The following is a 17,433-nucleotide window of genomic DNA, read 5'->3' as shown; positions in this document are numbered from 1 at the left end:
CCGCAAGCTCATTGACCGGGAAGGGCGCACCCTGTCCCATCTGCGGCGGAAACGACCGCTTTACCTACGACAACAACCGCGGACGCGGCGACTGGGTGTGCCGCAAGTGCAACGACGGCGACCGAAAAGCCGGCGACGGCTTCGAGCTCATCTGCAAGTCCGCCGGAATGACCTTCCGCGAACTCATGATCGAACTTGAAGGCGGCAGCCTGGCCGATGCACGGCAAAACCGAGCGCAACCGGCCGCCCCGGCGCCTGGCCGAAAGGCCGATCCCGAGTGGGCGCGCAAGCGCCTCGACTCGATGTGGGATCGTGCGACGCTGGTCGGTTCCGATGGCCTCGTTCAGCGATACCTGCGCGAACGGGTGCCGGGTCTGACCGTGGCGCCGTCCGCGGCGCTGCGCATGGCGATGCTCGATTACCGCCAAGAGAAGAAAGTTATTGGTCAGTGGCCGGGCATCCTCGCTCGCTTCACGCTGCCGGACGGCCGTCTCGGAACGCTGCACCGCACGTTCCTTGAACGCTCGAAACCGGCGAAGGCGTCGATCGTCACTAACGATGGCGAGATCCTTCCGGCCAAGCTGAACGACGTGACGCTTTATAAGCTCAACGGCGGCGCAGTCCGGCTGATGGATCCAGTCGATGGCGAAATTGGCGTCGCGGAAGGTCTCGAGACGGCGTATGCCGCGCACATGCTCTTCGCGGTGCCGGTCTGGTACTGCCTGAATCGAATCCTTCTCGCCGATTTCGTTGTACCAGACGGCCTCGGCATCCGCGTTGTCCATATCTTCGCGGACTTCGATGCGGTCGACCCGCGCACCGGCAAATCGCCGGGCGTCGATGCGGCCTTGAAACTCGCGAAGCGGCTGCGAGCGGAAGGCTACACGGCTATGGTTCACCGGCCGAAAAAGCGGGAAACCGATTTTGCCGACGAGTGGTGCGCAACTCAGGTTGCGTGTCGCCCTGCAGTTAGAACGCTGGTGCGTCGCGAGCTACGCGAAGTACTGCACGTCTGATATTCCGCGGCCTTCTTGCCGCTAACAGTAACTTTTTGCCCGGTGGGGATTCGTCCCCTCCGGGGCCGCAATCCGCCCGAGCTTTTCCAATGGAGAAGAGGAAATGAGCTTCAGCATGATTGTTGGCCGGTATCAGATCGTAGCAACTTCCGGCGTCGAGAACGGCTCCGTGAGAGTAGGGAAGTCGGAGGCGGAAGCCTATGACGTCATCGACCGAAAGCGCGGCGGTCATGCTCGACTTGAGAAACAAGACGTCACGCTGGACACTGCTTGGTTTTACTGCATTCGTCGACAGGCGAGCGCACAAGGGGTATCTGTGTTGCATTGACTACCCATTAAGACAAAAGCCCCGACCATTGGTCGGGGCTTTTCTATTTGTGGCTCGCACTTCAGCACTACTTGTAGCGCACGACGTACCACAAACGCCACCTCAGGACGAAAAACGTGACCTTGAGGAACAGACGAAGCAGCCCGGTTGCCCAGAAGATAATGAACGCGCCCGAGCCGATCAGCACTTGGGTCAACCCGCTCTTTGGCAGGTAGGCACAAACCCACATCACAAAGAGAGACACCAGGACGATGACGAGGCGTCGCATAAAAAAAGGCAATGCCATGAACTTAGCGTACATCATCGGCTCCGTTGGCTGGGCGGAACACGACGCGATGAAACAGATAAGCCGACTCGCATGCGGCGAACGCGGCCGCTACGAGAATCCACATCCGAACGCCGCGGGTCCAGTCGAGTTGCGTCAAAGTATCGAGTATCGTCATTTGGTTTTCACTTGGGCTTTGCGGCCGCTTAGCTCGGCCCTATGAGTAATGATGCCACGGCAGGTTCGGAGTCAAGGTGCGGGGTGGTGACACGGGCGGACGGCAAGACGCCACCGCACGTGACACACGCAGAGAAAACTGCGCTCTCTAAGCAAAAGCTGAGAGGCTATCTGCTAAGTAGTTCAGATGCCTCTCATCGCCAATGGGCGACGACTGCTCCGGGTACTCAGCCAGCGCTTGCGGCTTTTCGTCGTCAGCAGATGCCGGCTTCATCTGCGTTTCGATTGCCGCTGCCCCTCTGTCGGTAACCTCGCTCTGTTGGGCCGCCATGTGCGCTCGGTCGGCCGTGGGAATGAGACCGACGCTTCCCCGGCCGCGCAGTGCGTCGTCGGCAAGACGTTTGAGCAGCGCGGCGCGTTGCCTTGGATTCGAGACCGCCATTAATGCAGCAAACAAAGTGGGCGTGACAGCTTCGCTGACGGTCAGCTTAATCTCGATAGCCCCTCTCATGCGGTCATGGCCTCCTTCCGCTTCTTATCGCGCTCGCGCATCAGCGTTGCCTCGCCGGCCGCAAAGAACCCACGGACGTTCGAAAAGCACGCGTTCTTCATGACTTCGATGCGGTTGCGGGGAAAGAACGCGCGGATCGCGGGCTCGTAAAGCGCCGCACCGCCGCCGGTGAGGAAAATGCAGCGGATGTCATTTGTGCTCCCGACCGAATTACCGATCGCATTGACAGCTGCTTCCGGTACTGACTGAGCCTGTGCGGCGTAGTGCCCCAGATCGATCTCTTCGTTGAAAACGTAGTAGGGCGTGCCTGCGCGAACCGCCTCGTCGATTTCTTCGATCGCCAAGGCCGACTCGTTCGTCGCTGCACCGATGAGCTCCGCCATTTTCTGGAAGAAATGGGACGCGCCGCTCTGATGTCCGCCACTACGACGCTCTTCCATCGTCAGCCCCTTGGCGACGACCCAGTCGGTCGTGTAGTAACCGACGTCGATAATCATATTGCGCTGCGACGGGGTAAAGTCGGGGTGCTGTGAAAAATGAACCAGAGCGCCCAACGGTTGAGGCAGCACCATCAGATTTCCGACGCGAACTTCTTCATCGCCGAACTGCAGCGTTCCCGAAAACTTGCTGCGCAACGCCTCGGCGTGTTGTTGAAATGTCTGAACGGGAAGTCCGAGCACAAGCCGGTCGACCGACGACACGTTGGCGAAGTGGAAGGCTCCGCCGAGGAGTGCTTCATAGCTATCCGTAGTGCAATAGTTGCCGACGAGCGTGCGACCAGGGTCGCCGTTGCGAGAGGTCAACGGCACTTCCGGGCCGACCTCGTACTGCTTTCCGTTGACTTCAATTCCAACGGTCCGGACTGCCTTCAACACGCCGTTGCTTTGCTTCGTCATCGTCTTAGCCTGATAGTCAGGAGTCAGAGACGGAAACATGAACGTTGAGACTTCCGAGCCGTTGCGAACGGCAACCTTGGTGTTCCCATATCCGACGTCCACGGCAAGGACGGTTGCATGCGTTTTCATTGTGTTCATTCTCTCTCCAGAGCAGTTCGATTGGTGCGCTATCTGCCCGTTATCTGACCGAAAAGTGGCAGATGGGCGGTGGTGACGGCTCCCTTTCTCAAAACGTCCGGATAAGTGTCAGTTATCTCCCCCTAAACGGTGAGATAGAGAATCTGCCCTCTGAGGCGGCGGAAATCTGTCAGTTATCGGAACGAAATCGGTGAGAAAAGTCCTCGTTACGCCTGTCCAACTCTACAGAGCGACACGCAATGTCAAGGAAGCAAAAGCTCGCAACATTTAGGCAGCTTTTAACTCTGCGTCTTCTCACGGCGGCGTTAAAGCTCTCGTCGGCAATGCCTCTTGTCGACGATGTGACAGCGCGCGATATCTTCCATTACAACTGCACCTATGTCTCGCTTCTGAAGGACGTCCTCCACCAGAACGTTTTGGCCGCCCCCCTGCTTGGCATTTCGTTCGAGCTAGCGGATTACCTCATGGCTTTGCCGCTCGGGCGTCTTGAAGCCGCTGTCGGCGGAATTCGCTTCCCGCTCTACAGATGGCGCTTCGACGACAACCTGTTCTGGTTTGAATATTCCGCAGGATATCTTAGTGACGAGTCGGCCGCGCACTATGTCATGCAAACTTCAAAACTGAAGTCGAGCGCGCTCCCGTACAAAAACCTCTGGTCCGATTTGCGGCTCGACAGAGCCAAGCGGGAGGTCTACGCGCGCTTGATGATGACGCAGGGCTGTCGGGCGTCGACAGCAACCAATTTGTTCGCTCTGAACTCGGCGATCACTCGCAACACGTACCGTCAAATCCACGGCGTCAGCTCGCCTTGCGGCAACAGCGCAAGCTCTTTGACGTGGTATGTCGAACGCCCGGTTCACCGCCTTCAGGCGAGCATGCTGGTATGGCTTTATCGATGCGCGCTTAAGAAAGGAGCGAACATTCCCGAAGCGTTGATCGCGTCTAACGACGTACTGAAAAAGATGTTCGGCTCTCGCCTCGCCGTGTCAGCCGACCGCGCGAACCATCTGACACGTTCCATGGCGACGGATTCAAGGCTGAATCTCGCCCCGTGCAGAACTTGCGGAACCGAGTACATCTTGTCGAACGACGAAGGGAAAATCGAATTGGCCAAGGACTTCGTCTGCCCGGGCTGTGAGTACGACCTGAAGCCGCGTAACGAAGCGAGAAGCAAGGGAAAAAAGCGTTCAAAGAGCAAGTGATAAACAGGAAAAGGAGTTGTCCAGGATGTCCCACGATTTCTCAATCGAGGCCGGTCTAGTCGTTTTTTCGCGTGAGGGACGGGTGCAGTTCGGCTGGCTCGATCTAACGACCGGTTCGTACTACGGCGAGGCCGATGGCCGGTGCATTCCCGACGCCGTCGGTGCCATCGAGTTTGAGTCGGACGTGACGCATTGAGCCATGCAGGACTTCGCTTACCTCTTTCCAGACAGCGCCGCCGCGTGGCTCGAAGGCCGCGGCGACGCGCGATTCCAACGGTACGAGAGGCACTACCGCACAGATCGGGCAACGGTGCAGTCGCAGGAGGCGTTCGACCTTGAGCAAAGCAACATTCGCTTCGCGCAAAGGTTCGGCTCAGGCAGGCGGCACTTCGCGGCCGTGTCGAAAAGCAATGCGTTCGGCGCGCTCGCGACTTTCCTGATTCTCCTGTGGGGCGGCACCTCGCTCCTTTCTTCCGTCGGCGCGACGCAGCCCGTTGCCGTCGCTGCGGTGCTGGGCGTCGTCTTCTTCGCGTTGCGGGTGAAGCACTTCCGAGCTCGTGCCAAACATCGTTAGCAAACGGTTGCGATCCAGCAACGGTGGGGAATTACAGACTCTTTCCGAGTATTACAATGCGTGCGCCGCCAATGGCCAGCGGCAATTTGCCAACGAGGAAAGCGGTTTCGGAGCGGGCTTTCGAATTGCCTTGACTTCGAACACCGCTCGATAAGATGAAAGTAAGCAGATCGCGGGGGCGACTGCAACAAACTAGATCGGAAACAACAAATGACGATTCAGAAGAATTTCAAACTCTCGATGGCCGCGATCTCTGCATCGCTGCTGGTGACCGCTTGCGGCGGTGGTGGCGGCAGCAGCGGTGCATCCCCTGCAAGCGGTGCGAGCACGCCAGCAACGACGACTCCGGCCAATTTGACGACCCCTCAGTACGCGGCTGACAGCTTCCATCTCGCCGCGTTTAATTTGCTCAACCAACAGCGCCAGCAGTGCGGCTTCCCCGCCCTACAGGAAAACACGGTGCTCGATCAGGCAGCAGCCGCGCATGCGCAGTATCAAGCCACGAACAACGTCGTGTCCGATACGGAAACATCGGGTGCCTCCGGGTTCACCGGAGCCTCCTATGCCGATCGGGCGGTACACTTCGGTTATCCGCAGAACGTGGCTTTCGCCGGTGTTTCAGGCGGCCTCTACACGAATGCGACGTGGACGGAAACGCAATACGGAGAGCAAGCCATCTATGGCCTGATCTCGGGCGTGTATCACAGCATGATTGCCGTCGCGCCGATGAACACGGTCGGCATTGGCAAGGTCGCGACGACCTACAACGGCTTCCCACAAGAGTGGTACTCATTGACGCTGGCCAACTATCAGCCGGTAACGACCAACGCGCCGTTGACATTCCCGTGCCAAGGGACTACGGGCGTTGCGTACTCCTCTTTTGGAGAAATGCCCTCGCCTCCTGCCACGACCGACCATTGGGGTACGCCGGTGGCAGTCGCGGGCAATCCGACCGACGCGATCGTCATGCAGTCTGGCTCGATGACCGATTCGACCGGCCATGTCATCAGCCTACAGGTGCTTGATTCGGCCAAAGATCCCAATAAGATCTTGCCCGCCTGGATGGGCGTCGCGTACCCGGCCACGCCCTTGTCCCCGAACTCGCAATACACGGTCTCGCTGACGGGGACGATCAACGGCGTCGCGTTCTCGCGTACCTTTACCTTCACGACCGGAAACATCGTGGGCTAACAAAGGTCGCGTCGCAGAAAGAAAAGCCGCCAGTCGATCTGGCGGCTTTTTTCTTGGTTGCAAGGCTGGAAAAAACCCAGCAGTGAAGCTACGAGGCGTTTTGTTAAGAACAGTTGCCTTCACCCCCCGCCATATCCCGAGCTGTCGCCATAACCCTGGACCTCGTAGCCGGTGACGGCGCCGGTCGTATCGCTCACACTGCATGTCGCGAACTCGTACTCGTTCAAGGATGCGGTCCAGGTGTTGGTTGTGTACATGGTATTCCTGCCGTCGTCATAGACCGAGTTTTGCTGCCCCCACCCAGGCCAAAATCCGAGCTTCTGAGTTACATAGGCTTGGCATATCTGCGGATTCGCTTTTGGTCCCCCAGGTGTGGTGGGTTGGCACACCTGCCCAACCCACGCCGCACCGTTCCAGACTGGGGCCGTGATTTGTGCGCTTCCGGCCGGGCACGTTGGCGGCGGCGGTGGCGGGGGCGGCGCATTGCACGAATAGACCCATGTACTGCCGTTCCAGGCCGGCCCGCTCGCGAAACCATACGCGCACGACGGCTGCGGCGTGACGCACTGGTATCTCGCGCCGATTTTCTGCCACGAATAGCCAGCGTTGCAGCCAGGGGCCATCGGCACGCCGATCGGCTGATAGACATCAGCGGCGACAGCTCCGTTTCCCACACTCATGGCGCAGGCGACTGCGAGCACTGCACGTGCAATCCCGGTGATCTTCATTTCTTCCTTATTGGTTGGGATAGGAACAACCCACGTCGATCTCTGCCTGGAGTGCCAACTGATCGGGTACCAAGCTGTTAGCGCCATCCGCCAGCACGTTGTAGATCTGAAGGACCCACTGGCTGCCGTTCCAGCCCATCGCGAAGCGAGCACCAGCAAGCGGAGGATTGTGATTCGCGTAATCGGTCGTGATGGTCTGTGGAGTGATCCGATACCACGCTGTTCCCCCCGGCCCGCATGTGGGTGGATTAACGCCCCATCCGTTGTAGTAGCCGCTGTAGTGAGTGTCACTGCTGTGATTAGTGACCAACGTGCTGACCCCTACTGGAAGCGCACGGTCTGATAGAACATGCCGCCCGCCGGCGACGCGATAAGCGTGAAGTCGTACTCCCGCAGATTTGTCGTCAGATGCAGTGTGTTGACGAGGTCAGCCTTGTGCGGCTTGATGAACACGTGGTTCATCTTGTCGTCGTCGACTTCCCACTGGACGCTGTCGCCCATCGCCGGGTCGGCGATCAGCTTCTCGTTCTTCTCCAGCTCGATCGTCGTAAGCTTCAACGGCGCGGTCAGCACCCGATAAATTTGGTCGCGGCTGTACGGGAACACGCCGATGCGCGCGTCGCCCGGCATCGTCAAAGGGTCGGCGCCGCCGTTAAACGGATTGATCGGGCTCATGGGGTCGCCCACGACCATCGCGGGATTGAACGCCGAGTCGCTCGCAGCTTTCTTGGCTGCAGCCGGTTGAGCAAGCAACGCTGCGCACGCAGCGAGAAGGCACATGCCGATGACCGGCCGTTTATGGAGAATGGTTGCGGTCATGCTTATGCGGTCCGCTCGAGGCGGAAGAACGGAATGAAGATGCCGAAGGGGTTTGTCGTCAGCGCCTGCTCAGCAGTCGGCGCGACGATTTGATAGCGCAGCGTGAGCGCGTACGACTTCACGTCTGGCTTGCCGATGGCGCCAGCCTGCGAGGTGGTCGTCGTGAATTCGACGAGTACAGTCGAGTCTTCAAGCAACGCGATGTTGCGTACGTCGACTTCGCGGATCAGTTTCGGGTTAGCCGTGATCTGCTGGAACGGTGTGTCGGCCTTCAGCCAGTCGCGGAACTGACCGGCTGCCGCGCCGATCATTTGCGCCTTCACCGAGTTGATGTTGCCGGTCATGCGCGATGTCTCGAGGCGGTCAGACAACACCGGCTCGATCGTGAACCAACGAACGGCCATGTCCTTGACCGTCGTGCGCACAGCTTGCGAGTCGGGCTTATAGGCGACGAGCTCGGTAACGATCGGGTGGCCGCCGGTATCGGCAGACACGCCCACGACGCGAGTGACCGAAGGCGGAGGTTGCCGCGTCCACACGGCGCCGGTCGCGATGGCAGCCAGGCCGAACGAAATCAGCATCCAGCGATTAGCTTCGAGCTTGAGCCTTGTGCTCGTCTCGAAAATCACCCTGCTTGGATCTTCTTTGGCGTATGAGCCGGGGGCCGTGGACAGCGCGGCCCGACGCTTGTTCTTGAAAAGACGCATGGCAACCCTTTGGAATGGTCACCATTGAAACAGCGCGGGCGTCCCTTTTTAGCCCGAAAGACGATGAGTTTTGTGCGCCATTGCACTGCACGCCTAACGCGAGACGACTTGCGATGCCCCAGGTTAGGTGACGCTATCCGGATAGCAGCCGTTTCGTGAAATGACGCATAAAAAGACATAGCTTTCACTAGTTCGCCAGCGCTCGTTCGTTGTAGACACCTCCGCAGCCGTGGTCGTCATGCCTGTGCCCAAGTTACCTAAAGTCGGAACCGGTATCGGCATGTTCACTGAACATCAGCACCAAGATGCCCTAGCGGCTACGCTGATGCCACCGAACGGCAGCCGGATAAGCGTTGCGCGGCCAATGCTTGCCGATTGCCCCGGCTACGCGCGTATTGCATCGAAAATCGCAAAAATGTGTGCCAAAAAAAGGGGGGTAACTATGTGGCACACTTTGTAACGGAACGCTTACCCAATGAATTCAAGTGGTTATTCGCAAGAGCTCCCCTCGGCCAACGCTATCCGGATAGCGCTGCAACCGCGGAAGTCCATCGGCTAGAAATGTTTGACCTTTAACGATTTACGTAGCGCCGCTAACAAGGTTCTTGTTTCCCCGACAGGTTCCCGGCCGCTCCGTTGGTCCGCCACCAATGGACGTCTTCTCTTAAAACCACGTGGTACCGGGCGCATTTTGCCGCCCACTATCGGAGCTGCAACGCCTGACGCGTGGCTAAATGGCGTCGACGCCGTCCGGCCTTCGAGGTCCTCTCTGACGAGCACCTCCGCTTCAACGGTCCACAGGGCTCCGTCTGCCGACTCGAACGTGGTCCCAGCGTATGCGCGCAACTGCGTATCTAGTTCCTCAAGCGCCCTCTTTCGCTCCACAAGCCCGGACTCTTGTCGTTCCTCTCGTCGCGTCGTTTTGACAGATACGCGTAGTCCGTCGGGCGCTGTGTCAGCGCTCGAATGTATGCAAAGGCGTTGGTCAGTTTGGCCGAAGTTAGCTTTGAGGCATGGCCAACAACGTCGGACAGCCGGTGGTCGTGCTCCCTCGCGAATCGCATCAACGCACACGCCGAACGGAGTTAAAAGTCGCTTTTCAACTAGCCGACGCAGATCGGTCGGCAATCGTGGATTTTTTACTTGCTCATCCGAGGCGTCTTCCCGTTGCCTCTTGAAAAAGATTGCGTAGGTTCGCTGCTTACGTCGCGCACCGCGCAACATGGGTCGGCTGCTTTTCATCGCGCTGGGCTGGGTTCGGTACTTTGACGCGCGTGAGGCCTAGGACGAACAGGCCAAAGGGAGTAAAGACAACTGTACCAATAGACGTCAGGAGAGCTTGCGCATTGCGAACGAGAGCCCGCCGTTCTCAAGAACATCCAACGCTCGCTACACCGTGGCTTATTGATCCCTAATTTATCGGCGATAGCGGACTTCTCAACGAACGCCGGCTGTACTGCGCAACAAGCGCTGCGTCCGTGAACCAGATCTTGATCAGGCTCGTGTTTAAGGTGGCAACAGAGCCATAGGTCGTGTCGGTCGTGTTTTCCCACGAAAGCCATTGCGGGACCCAATAGGTACGTCCGTGACCATCGCGCCGCACATGGAGTCCACCGCATCGGCTTCGAATTCTACGAGGACGCCTGCAAGCAGCTTCGACGCGGTGAGCCCGCCCGGTTAGGTGTCGCCTTGGCCCGAGCCCACGTCCATTGGGCCAAGCAACGCGAGAATTCACCAAGTCCGGTTCGACCATCGTGCATAACGTCAGTCGGACCAAACAAAGGGACTCGTCACACCCTCTGGGTTTCGCGTGGTGCTTTCTTGAGAAATCAACGCGAATTATCTCCAATTGCTGCGCGAGATAGCCGGCCTTAACGATGTCCACCAGTTTTGCGCCCTCCCCTCTACGGACGCGCTGCGGTATCACGCGGAATAAGTAGTACAACCAAGCAAATTAGATCTTTACAAAAGTGGTTCTAACCGAGGCAAGTCTGTTTCGACCGATCTAGTCCGCGGCAGTCGCGACTGAAAAAATGAATGAGTGGACATCCGAGCAACTTGAATCGACGCGAGAGCAGTTACCCCAACTTCATTGCGCGGAGACTCGCGCGATGCTGCTGGTCATGGAGTTCGGTCGTAAGAATTTACAGACCTATTTAACTAGGACGAACTGGAGAACCTGCCGTCCGGGTTTGCCTAACTTTTCGTCCAGGAGAAACAGCATGACCACGATGCCCCCACCCACCGCCTTCCGCAAACGCAATGAAATCTACACAACGACCGAGGTGTACAGGAAGCTCTCCCTCCGCGATGCATTGTTCTTCATGAGGTGCGTGCTGGGTATGTCAGTCGCGCCGCGGGTACAGTCTTCCTCTCTTACTGATAGCGACTGGCGTCGGTTCCAAGTTTGGTCGACTCCAAGTGGCGGTACAGCCATACGACAGATGAGTGGTGCACGATCTTTCATTGGGAAACGAGAATCCAGCGGAGATCGTCGACGTGACGAGCGATCTCGATTCGGACCAACCGCTCGTCGCTCACAAAGGACACCCTTGGAGGTAGTCACGGGATCTTCGGGTCCGGGCCGCCCGCGGGACTAGTCGATAACCCCCACCCGCCGGCTTCCGCAACGCAATGGAATCTGCACAACGGCCGAGGTGTGCAGGGAACTCTCCCTCCGCGATGCACCGTTTTTCATGGTGTGCGTGCGCGGCATGTCAGTCGCGCTGCCGGCGCAGACTTCCCATCTTACTGACGACGAGCTGCTTTCGGTTCCTGTTTTGTCGCCTCCAAGTGGCGCTACAGCCACACGACAAATGAGTGGTGCCCCATCTTTCATTGGGTTGAAGGAGATCCGTCGGAGGTCGTCGACGTGACGGACGATCCCGATTTGGACGAACCGCTTGTCACTCCCAAAGGACGCCCTTGGAGATAACTCTAGGGGATCTTCAGGTCCAGCTCTCTCGCGGGCTAGTCGACTTTAGATGGCTCGCTGATGGCTGGCGGACCATTTGATGAAAAGGGTGCCCTCGGGTGCCTCTTTTTTGCTTACGAAAGCGCTTTAGGATGAAGCAGTCCACGTAGGCCGGCGAGATGCAGCCTCGCTATCGCAGGCAACGTCGGCGATACGGTCACGGTTGAGGCGTCCTTGGCTCTCCGGATGAAGCCGCGCTCGATCGCTTGCAGGAATCCTTCTTTCCAGTTGGTCGCTTGCCGACCGATTCCTTCGCCTGCCTTGTAGATCGTCATCGACTCGGCGTCCGTACCGACCACGTACGTCGTTGCACCGTGAGCGTCTACGAAGGTCTGGCCAGCGTGCTGTTTCGCGCTTCGGTCGGCCTGTACTTTGAGTTCGTTGAGGCGGACCGTCGCTTCGGCGGCTTGTGCCTTCACACGCAGTTGGTGGCCGAAGTCGACCGGGTTGCGAAGCAGGGCTCGAAGGTAGCAGATCGGAGCTCTGGCGCCTTTCAGATGCTGCCAACTCACCTCAACCACGTCTGACAGGCGCTTGCCATGGTCACGAGCTTCCCGCATGAGTTTAAAGATCAAAAAATCAAGAAAACCCAGGGACCGCAGACGCTGAAGGTCCGCTGGCACTTGACCCGGTTGTCTCTTTTGTAAAGGAATAGGGTAAAGATCCTTATATATACCACCGTCTGCCACGCTGGCAGACGGATTGGGCAGAGAGCGGGGCTGGGGTTCCGCGACCTGCAGGGCGGGGGCCTCTACGAAGCCCAACAGCTCGGCCGCGTATTGGGTCAGGTGCAGATAAGCGCGGCCAAAAAGGCCGGCTTCTACATAACGGGATTGAGCGCGACGCTCGATTAATCCTGCCGCTTCGAGATCGTCGAGGCTGCGATAGAAGGTTCGCATCGATTGCAGCGCACGACCCGTGAGTAACTCGCGACGCGCGAAGATCGCTGCGAATGGTTTGGCTTGATCTACGGTACGTGCGAGAGCGGCAAGAACTGCACGGGCACGGCGGGGAATGGAATCGATATGTGACGCGCGAAACGCAGCGCGAAAGATGATCCAAGGCAAATTGGTGTCATCAGACCGGAATGCGGTGAGGGCGGTGGAATCTTCGGCGTGAGCTTCACCCTCGCCAGCAACGAAGCGTTGCGCGATAGACATGTCGAACGTCCATTCTTAAAAATGGATTGAGTTTCACTTGACTGTCAATCTCGATGCGCTACACTCCGGGTTGTGAGTTGTACCCTTTCCAGTTTCCAGCTGGGGAGTGTGGTGCGAGGTTTCCAGCCAAGCCCACTTACGCAGAGGCCCTCAGTTTCCAGCTGGGGGCCTTTGTCTTTCTGAAGGCAGCTACGTCATCCCGCGGCTTCGGACAGCATCCAGAGTCTGGATTCCTTTAAAATCAATCACTTAGTGTTTTCGTCAGTTTGAGTGGCAAGGCTTTCTAGAGTCGCCCGAAGCGAATCTTGCACGGCTTTCGCGACTTCTTCCGACTGGAACTCGAGGCGCATCACGTTTTTCGCGCGTCGCACATCACACCACGTGGTGCGGCCTGATTTGACCTTGAAGGTGGCTGCAGTCGGCGGAGTAGCTTTGGGCTTCTCTCCTTCTTTCGCGAACCGGACCGCTTGCTTCTGATCAAGCTGCTGCGTCGTGAGACGTTTGATTGCCTCGATAACTCCCGCACCTTTGCCCGCTTCGGTAAGCGTCGCCAGCTCCGCAGCGGCCGATGCGCCGATGGCGGACTTATGCGATTCGAGCATCGCTCGCGCTTCGGCAGGGAGGCGATCGAAAGCGAGGAGGGCGTTCACGCCGGACGCGCTGATCCCCACTCGTTCAGCGAGTCCCGCTTGACTGAGTCCTTCGTGTTTTCCTTGGATGCGCTTCAGGCCGACGTACTTTTCGTAATCGGTCAGATCGCTCTGCATCAGGTTGGCGAAGAATGCGCCGTCCTCCGCCTCGTCGGTAGTACCCTCTTCGATCACACCTCGAATCGTTGGCCGTCCCAGCTCGCGAAATGCGTCCGAGCGGTGGTGACCCGAAACAAGGATGAACTCTCCGTCACCGCCAATCTGCACACTGATCGGTGTAATGAGACGGTTATGTCGGAGGTTTTCGCGCAATTCCACGTACTTCTCCGGCGGCATGTAGCGCCGCCGCCCCGGTACCTCGTGGAGTTTATTCAGCGGAATCTCCAGGCAACTCGCATTGGCAAGCTGCTCCTCCAGTTCCTTAATGCGGGCCTCGGAGCCCGTGCTAGCCCGCTTAGCGAGTTCGGACCTTGCCTCATCAAGCTGCTTGCGCAGCGCGTTGATCTGCATAGTCTGCCCCGGCCCTGTCGTCATTCCGCTGGGTTTCATGGTGGCGGCCGCCGCCTCATCGTCCGGACTGAGTGAAATAGCCATGCCTTTGTTGATTCGGTCACGCAGGCTCATGCTCGGCCTCCTGCGAGCCACGACGCGCTCGCCTTTGCATCGACCAGGTCAACGAACTGGTCGATTGGGTTACGAATGCGTCGTAGCGTCTCCATGCCGCCCTCGTACTTGTCGATGTCATAGATCGTCTGGAAGTGCATATTTGTGTTGCGCGCCAGATCCGTCTCAGGGATCTCGACAGGGATGACACGCGAGCCGTAAAGGTTCGAGATCCATTGCTGCAGCACACGGGTTGCGGGCTTGTTGTGTGCGACGCGTGTTACCAGTACGTCGACAAACTCAAAGCGCTTTTTCTCGGAATCGCCGAACTCTTCCATCCCTGTGATCAAGTCGGAGAACAGATGCCAGAACTGGACCATCGACGCGAACGAAAGCATGTCTGGCACGACCGGTACAATGACGCCGTCTGCTGCGAAAACCGCGTTGATCGTCAGATAGGAGAGGGTGGGGGCCGTGTCGATGACGATATAGTCGTACTCTTCCAGCAACGGCTGAAGCCCCCGGTGAAGCACCTGTTCGAAGCGCACGTCACCGGGCTTGGCAGCATTCGCCCGCGCCGGAAGCATGAACTCCGCATTGAAAAGCTGGGGCGAGGCCGGGATCAGATCGAGGTTAGGCCAGTACGTGTTGACCGGCAGGTTGCGCATGTCGAAATCTGAGCCGTCGACGTATGCTTCAATCAGCGGAATGACCGTGTCCTCGGCCTCGATCTCCGCATGTGGGTTGTACCCGTAAAGCGTCGTCGCACTGCCTTGCGGATCCAGATCGATATGGCAAACCTTCCGCCCGCAGCGCATAGAAAGGCCTTGGGCGAGCAGTGTCGATGTGGTGGTCTTCGTGACGCCGCCTTTGAAGTTGGCGACCGTGATGACCTTGCCTCGCCCAACGCGCGGCGTAGGGCGTCGCTCGGCTTTGATCCACTCGACTGCCTCCAAAATCGTGAACTGACGCTGTCCGCCAGTGCGCGCTTGCTGGCCCTTCGGGAGCTGCGTACTGTTGAGTGCATAGCTCATGCGTTTGCGATCGATGCCGCATATCTCTTGCAGCCGCGTCGACGAAATGGTCGGCGGAACCTTGCGCGGTTCGGGCTTCAAGATTTCATCTCGGATCTTGCGCAGCATCACCGTCGACCGATTGGCAAGTAGCAATAAATCTTCGGCGGTCGTGTCCTCCGGTGCGGGGATCACATCCGACTCAGGCATCGGGGTGGTCATTAGGAATGTCCTTTCGATTTTTGGACAGCAGCGAGGAAAAAGGCGCACGGCTGTCGAATTGACGAAAATGTAGACTGCGTCTAGAGTAAACGCAAGTTAACTTTTTTACCGGTTGCGCAGAGCCAAACGCCTACCGCTTATGCCTGTACAGGAGATATCTCGAAATAAACTGAAGTCGTGAAACGGTTAAACGCGTCCGTGAAACATTCAGGTAAATTTCTCTTTCCTGATATGTCCTTTGTGCTCAATGGGATAGCGCGCAATCGTTCGAATGTTCCACGCTCATTTGGTCGACAACGTCGGTGAGAAGAGCTTTTTCCACGAGCGACCGGCATAACTTCGGCACCGAAGCCTGATAACCTCGGAACCGTACAAATCAATACGTAATCTGTATCAAAAAATACGTTGGCGCTTGACGCGACTCCGTCTGCGCAGGTCAGATCGCGGAGGCTGCTTGGCATCAATGCACTCGTTGCTTTCAGAGGAAAGCGCCGTGATACCGAAAGGGATTTGCCGACAAGAGAAGATGGCATTTGCGTGCCCGCCGATGCACGCGGTCGGTAATGCAGCGCAGAACAATCGAGTAGCTGACTTCTTTTTCGCATGGTGCAACCGACCGGCACGTGGTTACCACGGTATGACTACCGCATCGAAAGTGGATGAGTCTATCGCCGCCGACATGGTCATCCTGATCTGTCGCTCGGGCAGTCGGACACGTTGGGCTTCTAAGACAGTTTGAGGCCGTCATCAGAGAATGGGCGACGCTAGGAATTGAGAGGATGCTCGCCCACGCAGCGAGACTTGATCCAACGAACATGAAAGCGGCGCAACTGGTTCGAGCACTTTCCGGGGAGAACGCAGAAAATGAGCAATGGTTTTCCCCTCTCACGCCTCTGGGAGATTGCTCATCACTCGAGATGCAGCCAAACAGCTCGGCATCACTAGGCGGCTCATTACGGAGGCTCTAGATATCTCGAATCTCCCCGTTGAATTAACAAAGTGTTTCACCGCTGAGACGCTGGCGCGGAGCATCGGACTGCAATTAGTGCAGCTCGCGAAGATTCGTACACCCGAGACAATGTGCCTAGCGGTAAGAGAAGTGCAAGATGTTGTCCCACGCCTTTGCGAGAAAAAGTTCGTGGCTCGCCTTGCCGGCATCCGTAGTAAAGGTATCGAACTTAAAGTTCTTAACTTCACAGTCCGAATCACTAACCTCGCATCGACGCGAACGATAAGCACGACTCGACGTGCCGCTATATATGCCCGATCCCGTTGTAGGTATACGAGCGTCTTTCCATAAAGATCACTTTCGCAGATCACACGCCCTGCTCGAATCTGCGCAGGACCGCATCTCGAACTGTCGCCCGCCTGAGGACTAGAAAACTTCGCAATAGAATTAGAGAAGTGTGGTGGAAATAGGCGCGCAGTTGGAACGTTTATGTAAACTAGGACGCTTGAATCAACGAGATCTAAAAGAGTTGGCCGTCCAATGGCAGCAGACTGTTCCATTTCACCGCCGTTCGCCGCTCCACGCCATCGGCGTGGATTGAGCGGATCATTACTCGCTGGCCGCGCGCTTCTCCCAATACTTCGACAATACGATCGTGATAACGCGCGAGGGTCCCTCGGGCAGGCTTTCGTTGCATGCGGGTACGGAAGGGCCGGATGGTCATAAGGGTCCGCAATGTTCGGTGACCATTTGATCATAGCGCGGGCGTACCTACCCCGGCGTTCGATTGATCACGCCGCGGTCACCAGCAGAGGTATTTTTCCGCGTGCTGCGGACGGCGCGGCTCGTACTTAACGGGTTCTCAGGCGGCTGTCTACGACCAACCGCCCGCGACCGTGATTATGTCGATCAATACCATGCAAGTTGGAAGGAGAGGGGAGGGCCGCGCAAGAAGGGCGCACCGAATTGAGAGAGCTACCGAGAAGGAAGTTGGCGGTGAGTGACAATGGAAAAAGGCCTTGTTGAACAATTGACGGCCGCTCGCGCATCCGCCGCCAGAGAAAACCGAGCGGGGCACAGGCGACGAACTCGGCGACTGATTTGTTAAGTCGCACGAAACCCGCGTGAAGGAGGAGCGCGATCTCGAGGCGCTTGATGATCCAGAAGGCGCAGCGGGAGAAGGTCAATGAGAAGGGCATCGAGTCGCATGTGCGGGTCGGGCAGCGCGCACGTCGGGATGATGACGCATTTCCAAATAGCGATTTCTATTGGATAGAGTAGAGCGACGAATATTGAGGCCCAGATGAAAG

General features: G+C 57.8%; 14 protein-coding genes and 1 pseudogene. 7 read left to right on the top strand and 8 right to left on the bottom strand.

All coding sequences use genetic code 11. The features are described 5' to 3' along the window. Positions 1–11 precede the first annotated feature (11 nt). Together AC3D25_RS00535 and AC3D25_RS00530 are read left to right on the top strand one after the other, a co-directional pair. A complete protein-coding gene (locus AC3D25_RS00535) occupies positions 12–1,016 on the top strand; it encodes a DUF7146 domain-containing protein (RefSeq protein ID WP_488886580.1) in 1,005 nt (334 codons plus the stop codon). Between the two features lie 103 nt (positions 1,017–1,119). Continuing rightward, complete coding sequence (locus AC3D25_RS00530; RefSeq protein ID WP_488886579.1) at positions 1,120–1,344, top strand: hypothetical protein; 225 nt, start codon at positions 1,120–1,122, stop codon at positions 1,342–1,344. A 67-nt stretch (positions 1,345–1,411) separates the two neighbouring features. Here the strand turns inward: AC3D25_RS00530 and AC3D25_RS00525 are convergent, their stop codons facing one another. The 3 genes from AC3D25_RS00525 to AC3D25_RS00515 form a co-directional block, all read right to left on the bottom strand. After that, positions 1,412–1,648 (bottom strand): hypothetical protein, encoded by a 237-nt coding sequence (locus tag AC3D25_RS00525; RefSeq protein WP_488886578.1) that lies wholly within the window; start codon positions 1,646–1,648, stop codon positions 1,412–1,414. 286 nt (positions 1,649–1,934) lie between these two features. After that, on the bottom strand, positions 1,935–2,297 hold the full coding sequence (locus AC3D25_RS00520) for a hypothetical protein (protein ID WP_488886577.1): 363 nt from the start codon (positions 2,295–2,297) through the stop codon (positions 1,935–1,937). After that, a complete protein-coding gene (locus AC3D25_RS00515) occupies positions 2,294–3,331 on the bottom strand; it encodes a PRTRC system protein D (RefSeq protein WP_488886576.1) in 1,038 nt (345 codons plus the stop codon). Before AC3D25_RS00515 ends, AC3D25_RS00520 begins: the two co-directional genes overlap by 4 nt. Positions 3,332–3,570: 239 nt before the next feature. Here AC3D25_RS00515 and AC3D25_RS00510 point away from each other — a divergent pair, with 239 nt between their 5' ends. The 4 genes from AC3D25_RS00510 to AC3D25_RS00495 all read left to right on the top strand — a co-directional run bounded on the left by AC3D25_RS00510 (position 3,571) and on the right by AC3D25_RS00495 (position 6,298). Next, on the top strand, positions 3,571–4,533 hold the full coding sequence (locus AC3D25_RS00510) for a FlhC family transcriptional regulator (protein ID WP_488886575.1): 963 nt from the start codon (positions 3,571–3,573) through the stop codon (positions 4,531–4,533). Positions 4,534–4,558: 25 nt separating this feature from the next. Next, positions 4,559–4,729 carry a hypothetical protein gene (locus AC3D25_RS00505; protein ID WP_488886574.1) on the top strand — a complete coding sequence of 57 codons (171 nt, stop codon included), beginning with the start codon at positions 4,559–4,561 and terminating at the stop codon, positions 4,727–4,729. Between the two features lie 3 nt (positions 4,730–4,732). Beyond that, a complete protein-coding gene (locus tag AC3D25_RS00500; protein WP_488886573.1) occupies positions 4,733–5,107 on the top strand; it encodes a hypothetical protein in 375 nt (124 codons plus the stop codon). A 210-nt stretch (positions 5,108–5,317) separates the two neighbouring features. Next, positions 5,318–6,298, top strand: coding sequence for a CAP domain-containing protein (locus tag AC3D25_RS00495; protein ID WP_488886572.1), 981 nt, complete (start codon positions 5,318–5,320; stop codon positions 6,296–6,298). Positions 6,299–7,353: 1,055 nt separating this feature from the next. Here AC3D25_RS00495 and AC3D25_RS00490 read toward each other — a convergent pair. The 5 genes and pseudogenes from AC3D25_RS00490 to AC3D25_RS00470 form a co-directional block, all read right to left on the bottom strand. Then, positions 7,354–7,845 (bottom strand): annotated as a pseudogene (locus AC3D25_RS00490) (TrbG/VirB9 family P-type conjugative transfer protein); the annotation flags it as partial. A 2-nt stretch (positions 7,846–7,847) separates the two neighbouring features. Beyond that, a complete protein-coding gene (locus AC3D25_RS00485) occupies positions 7,848–8,552 on the bottom strand; it encodes a VirB8 family type IV secretion system protein (RefSeq protein ID WP_488886571.1) in 705 nt (234 codons plus the stop codon). Between the two features lie 3,048 nt (positions 8,553–11,600). Then, positions 11,601–12,686, bottom strand: coding sequence for a Replication protein O (locus AC3D25_RS00480; RefSeq protein ID WP_488886570.1), 1,086 nt, complete (start codon positions 12,684–12,686; stop codon positions 11,601–11,603). A 245-nt stretch (positions 12,687–12,931) separates the two neighbouring features. Further along, positions 12,932–13,960, bottom strand: a complete 1,029-nt coding sequence (locus tag AC3D25_RS00475) for a ParB/RepB/Spo0J family partition protein (RefSeq protein WP_488886569.1) — start codon at positions 13,958–13,960, stop codon at positions 12,932–12,934. Beyond that, positions 13,957–15,174: a ParA family protein gene (locus tag AC3D25_RS00470; RefSeq protein ID WP_488886568.1), complete on the bottom strand. Its 1,218-nt coding sequence runs from the start codon at positions 15,172–15,174 to the stop codon at positions 13,957–13,959. The genes AC3D25_RS00475 and AC3D25_RS00470 overlap by 4 nt, the downstream gene beginning before the upstream one ends. Before the next feature lie 2,104 nt (positions 15,175–17,278). Between AC3D25_RS00470 and AC3D25_RS00465 the strand changes: the two genes are divergently transcribed. Then, positions 17,279–17,404: a hypothetical protein gene (locus tag AC3D25_RS00465; RefSeq protein ID WP_488886567.1), complete on the top strand. Its 126-nt coding sequence runs from the start codon at positions 17,279–17,281 to the stop codon at positions 17,402–17,404. Positions 17,405–17,433 lie beyond the last annotated feature (29 nt).

The organism is Caballeronia sp. SL1002, from assembly GCF_057814995.1.
This window is presented reverse-complemented; position numbering and strand designations above follow the sequence as displayed.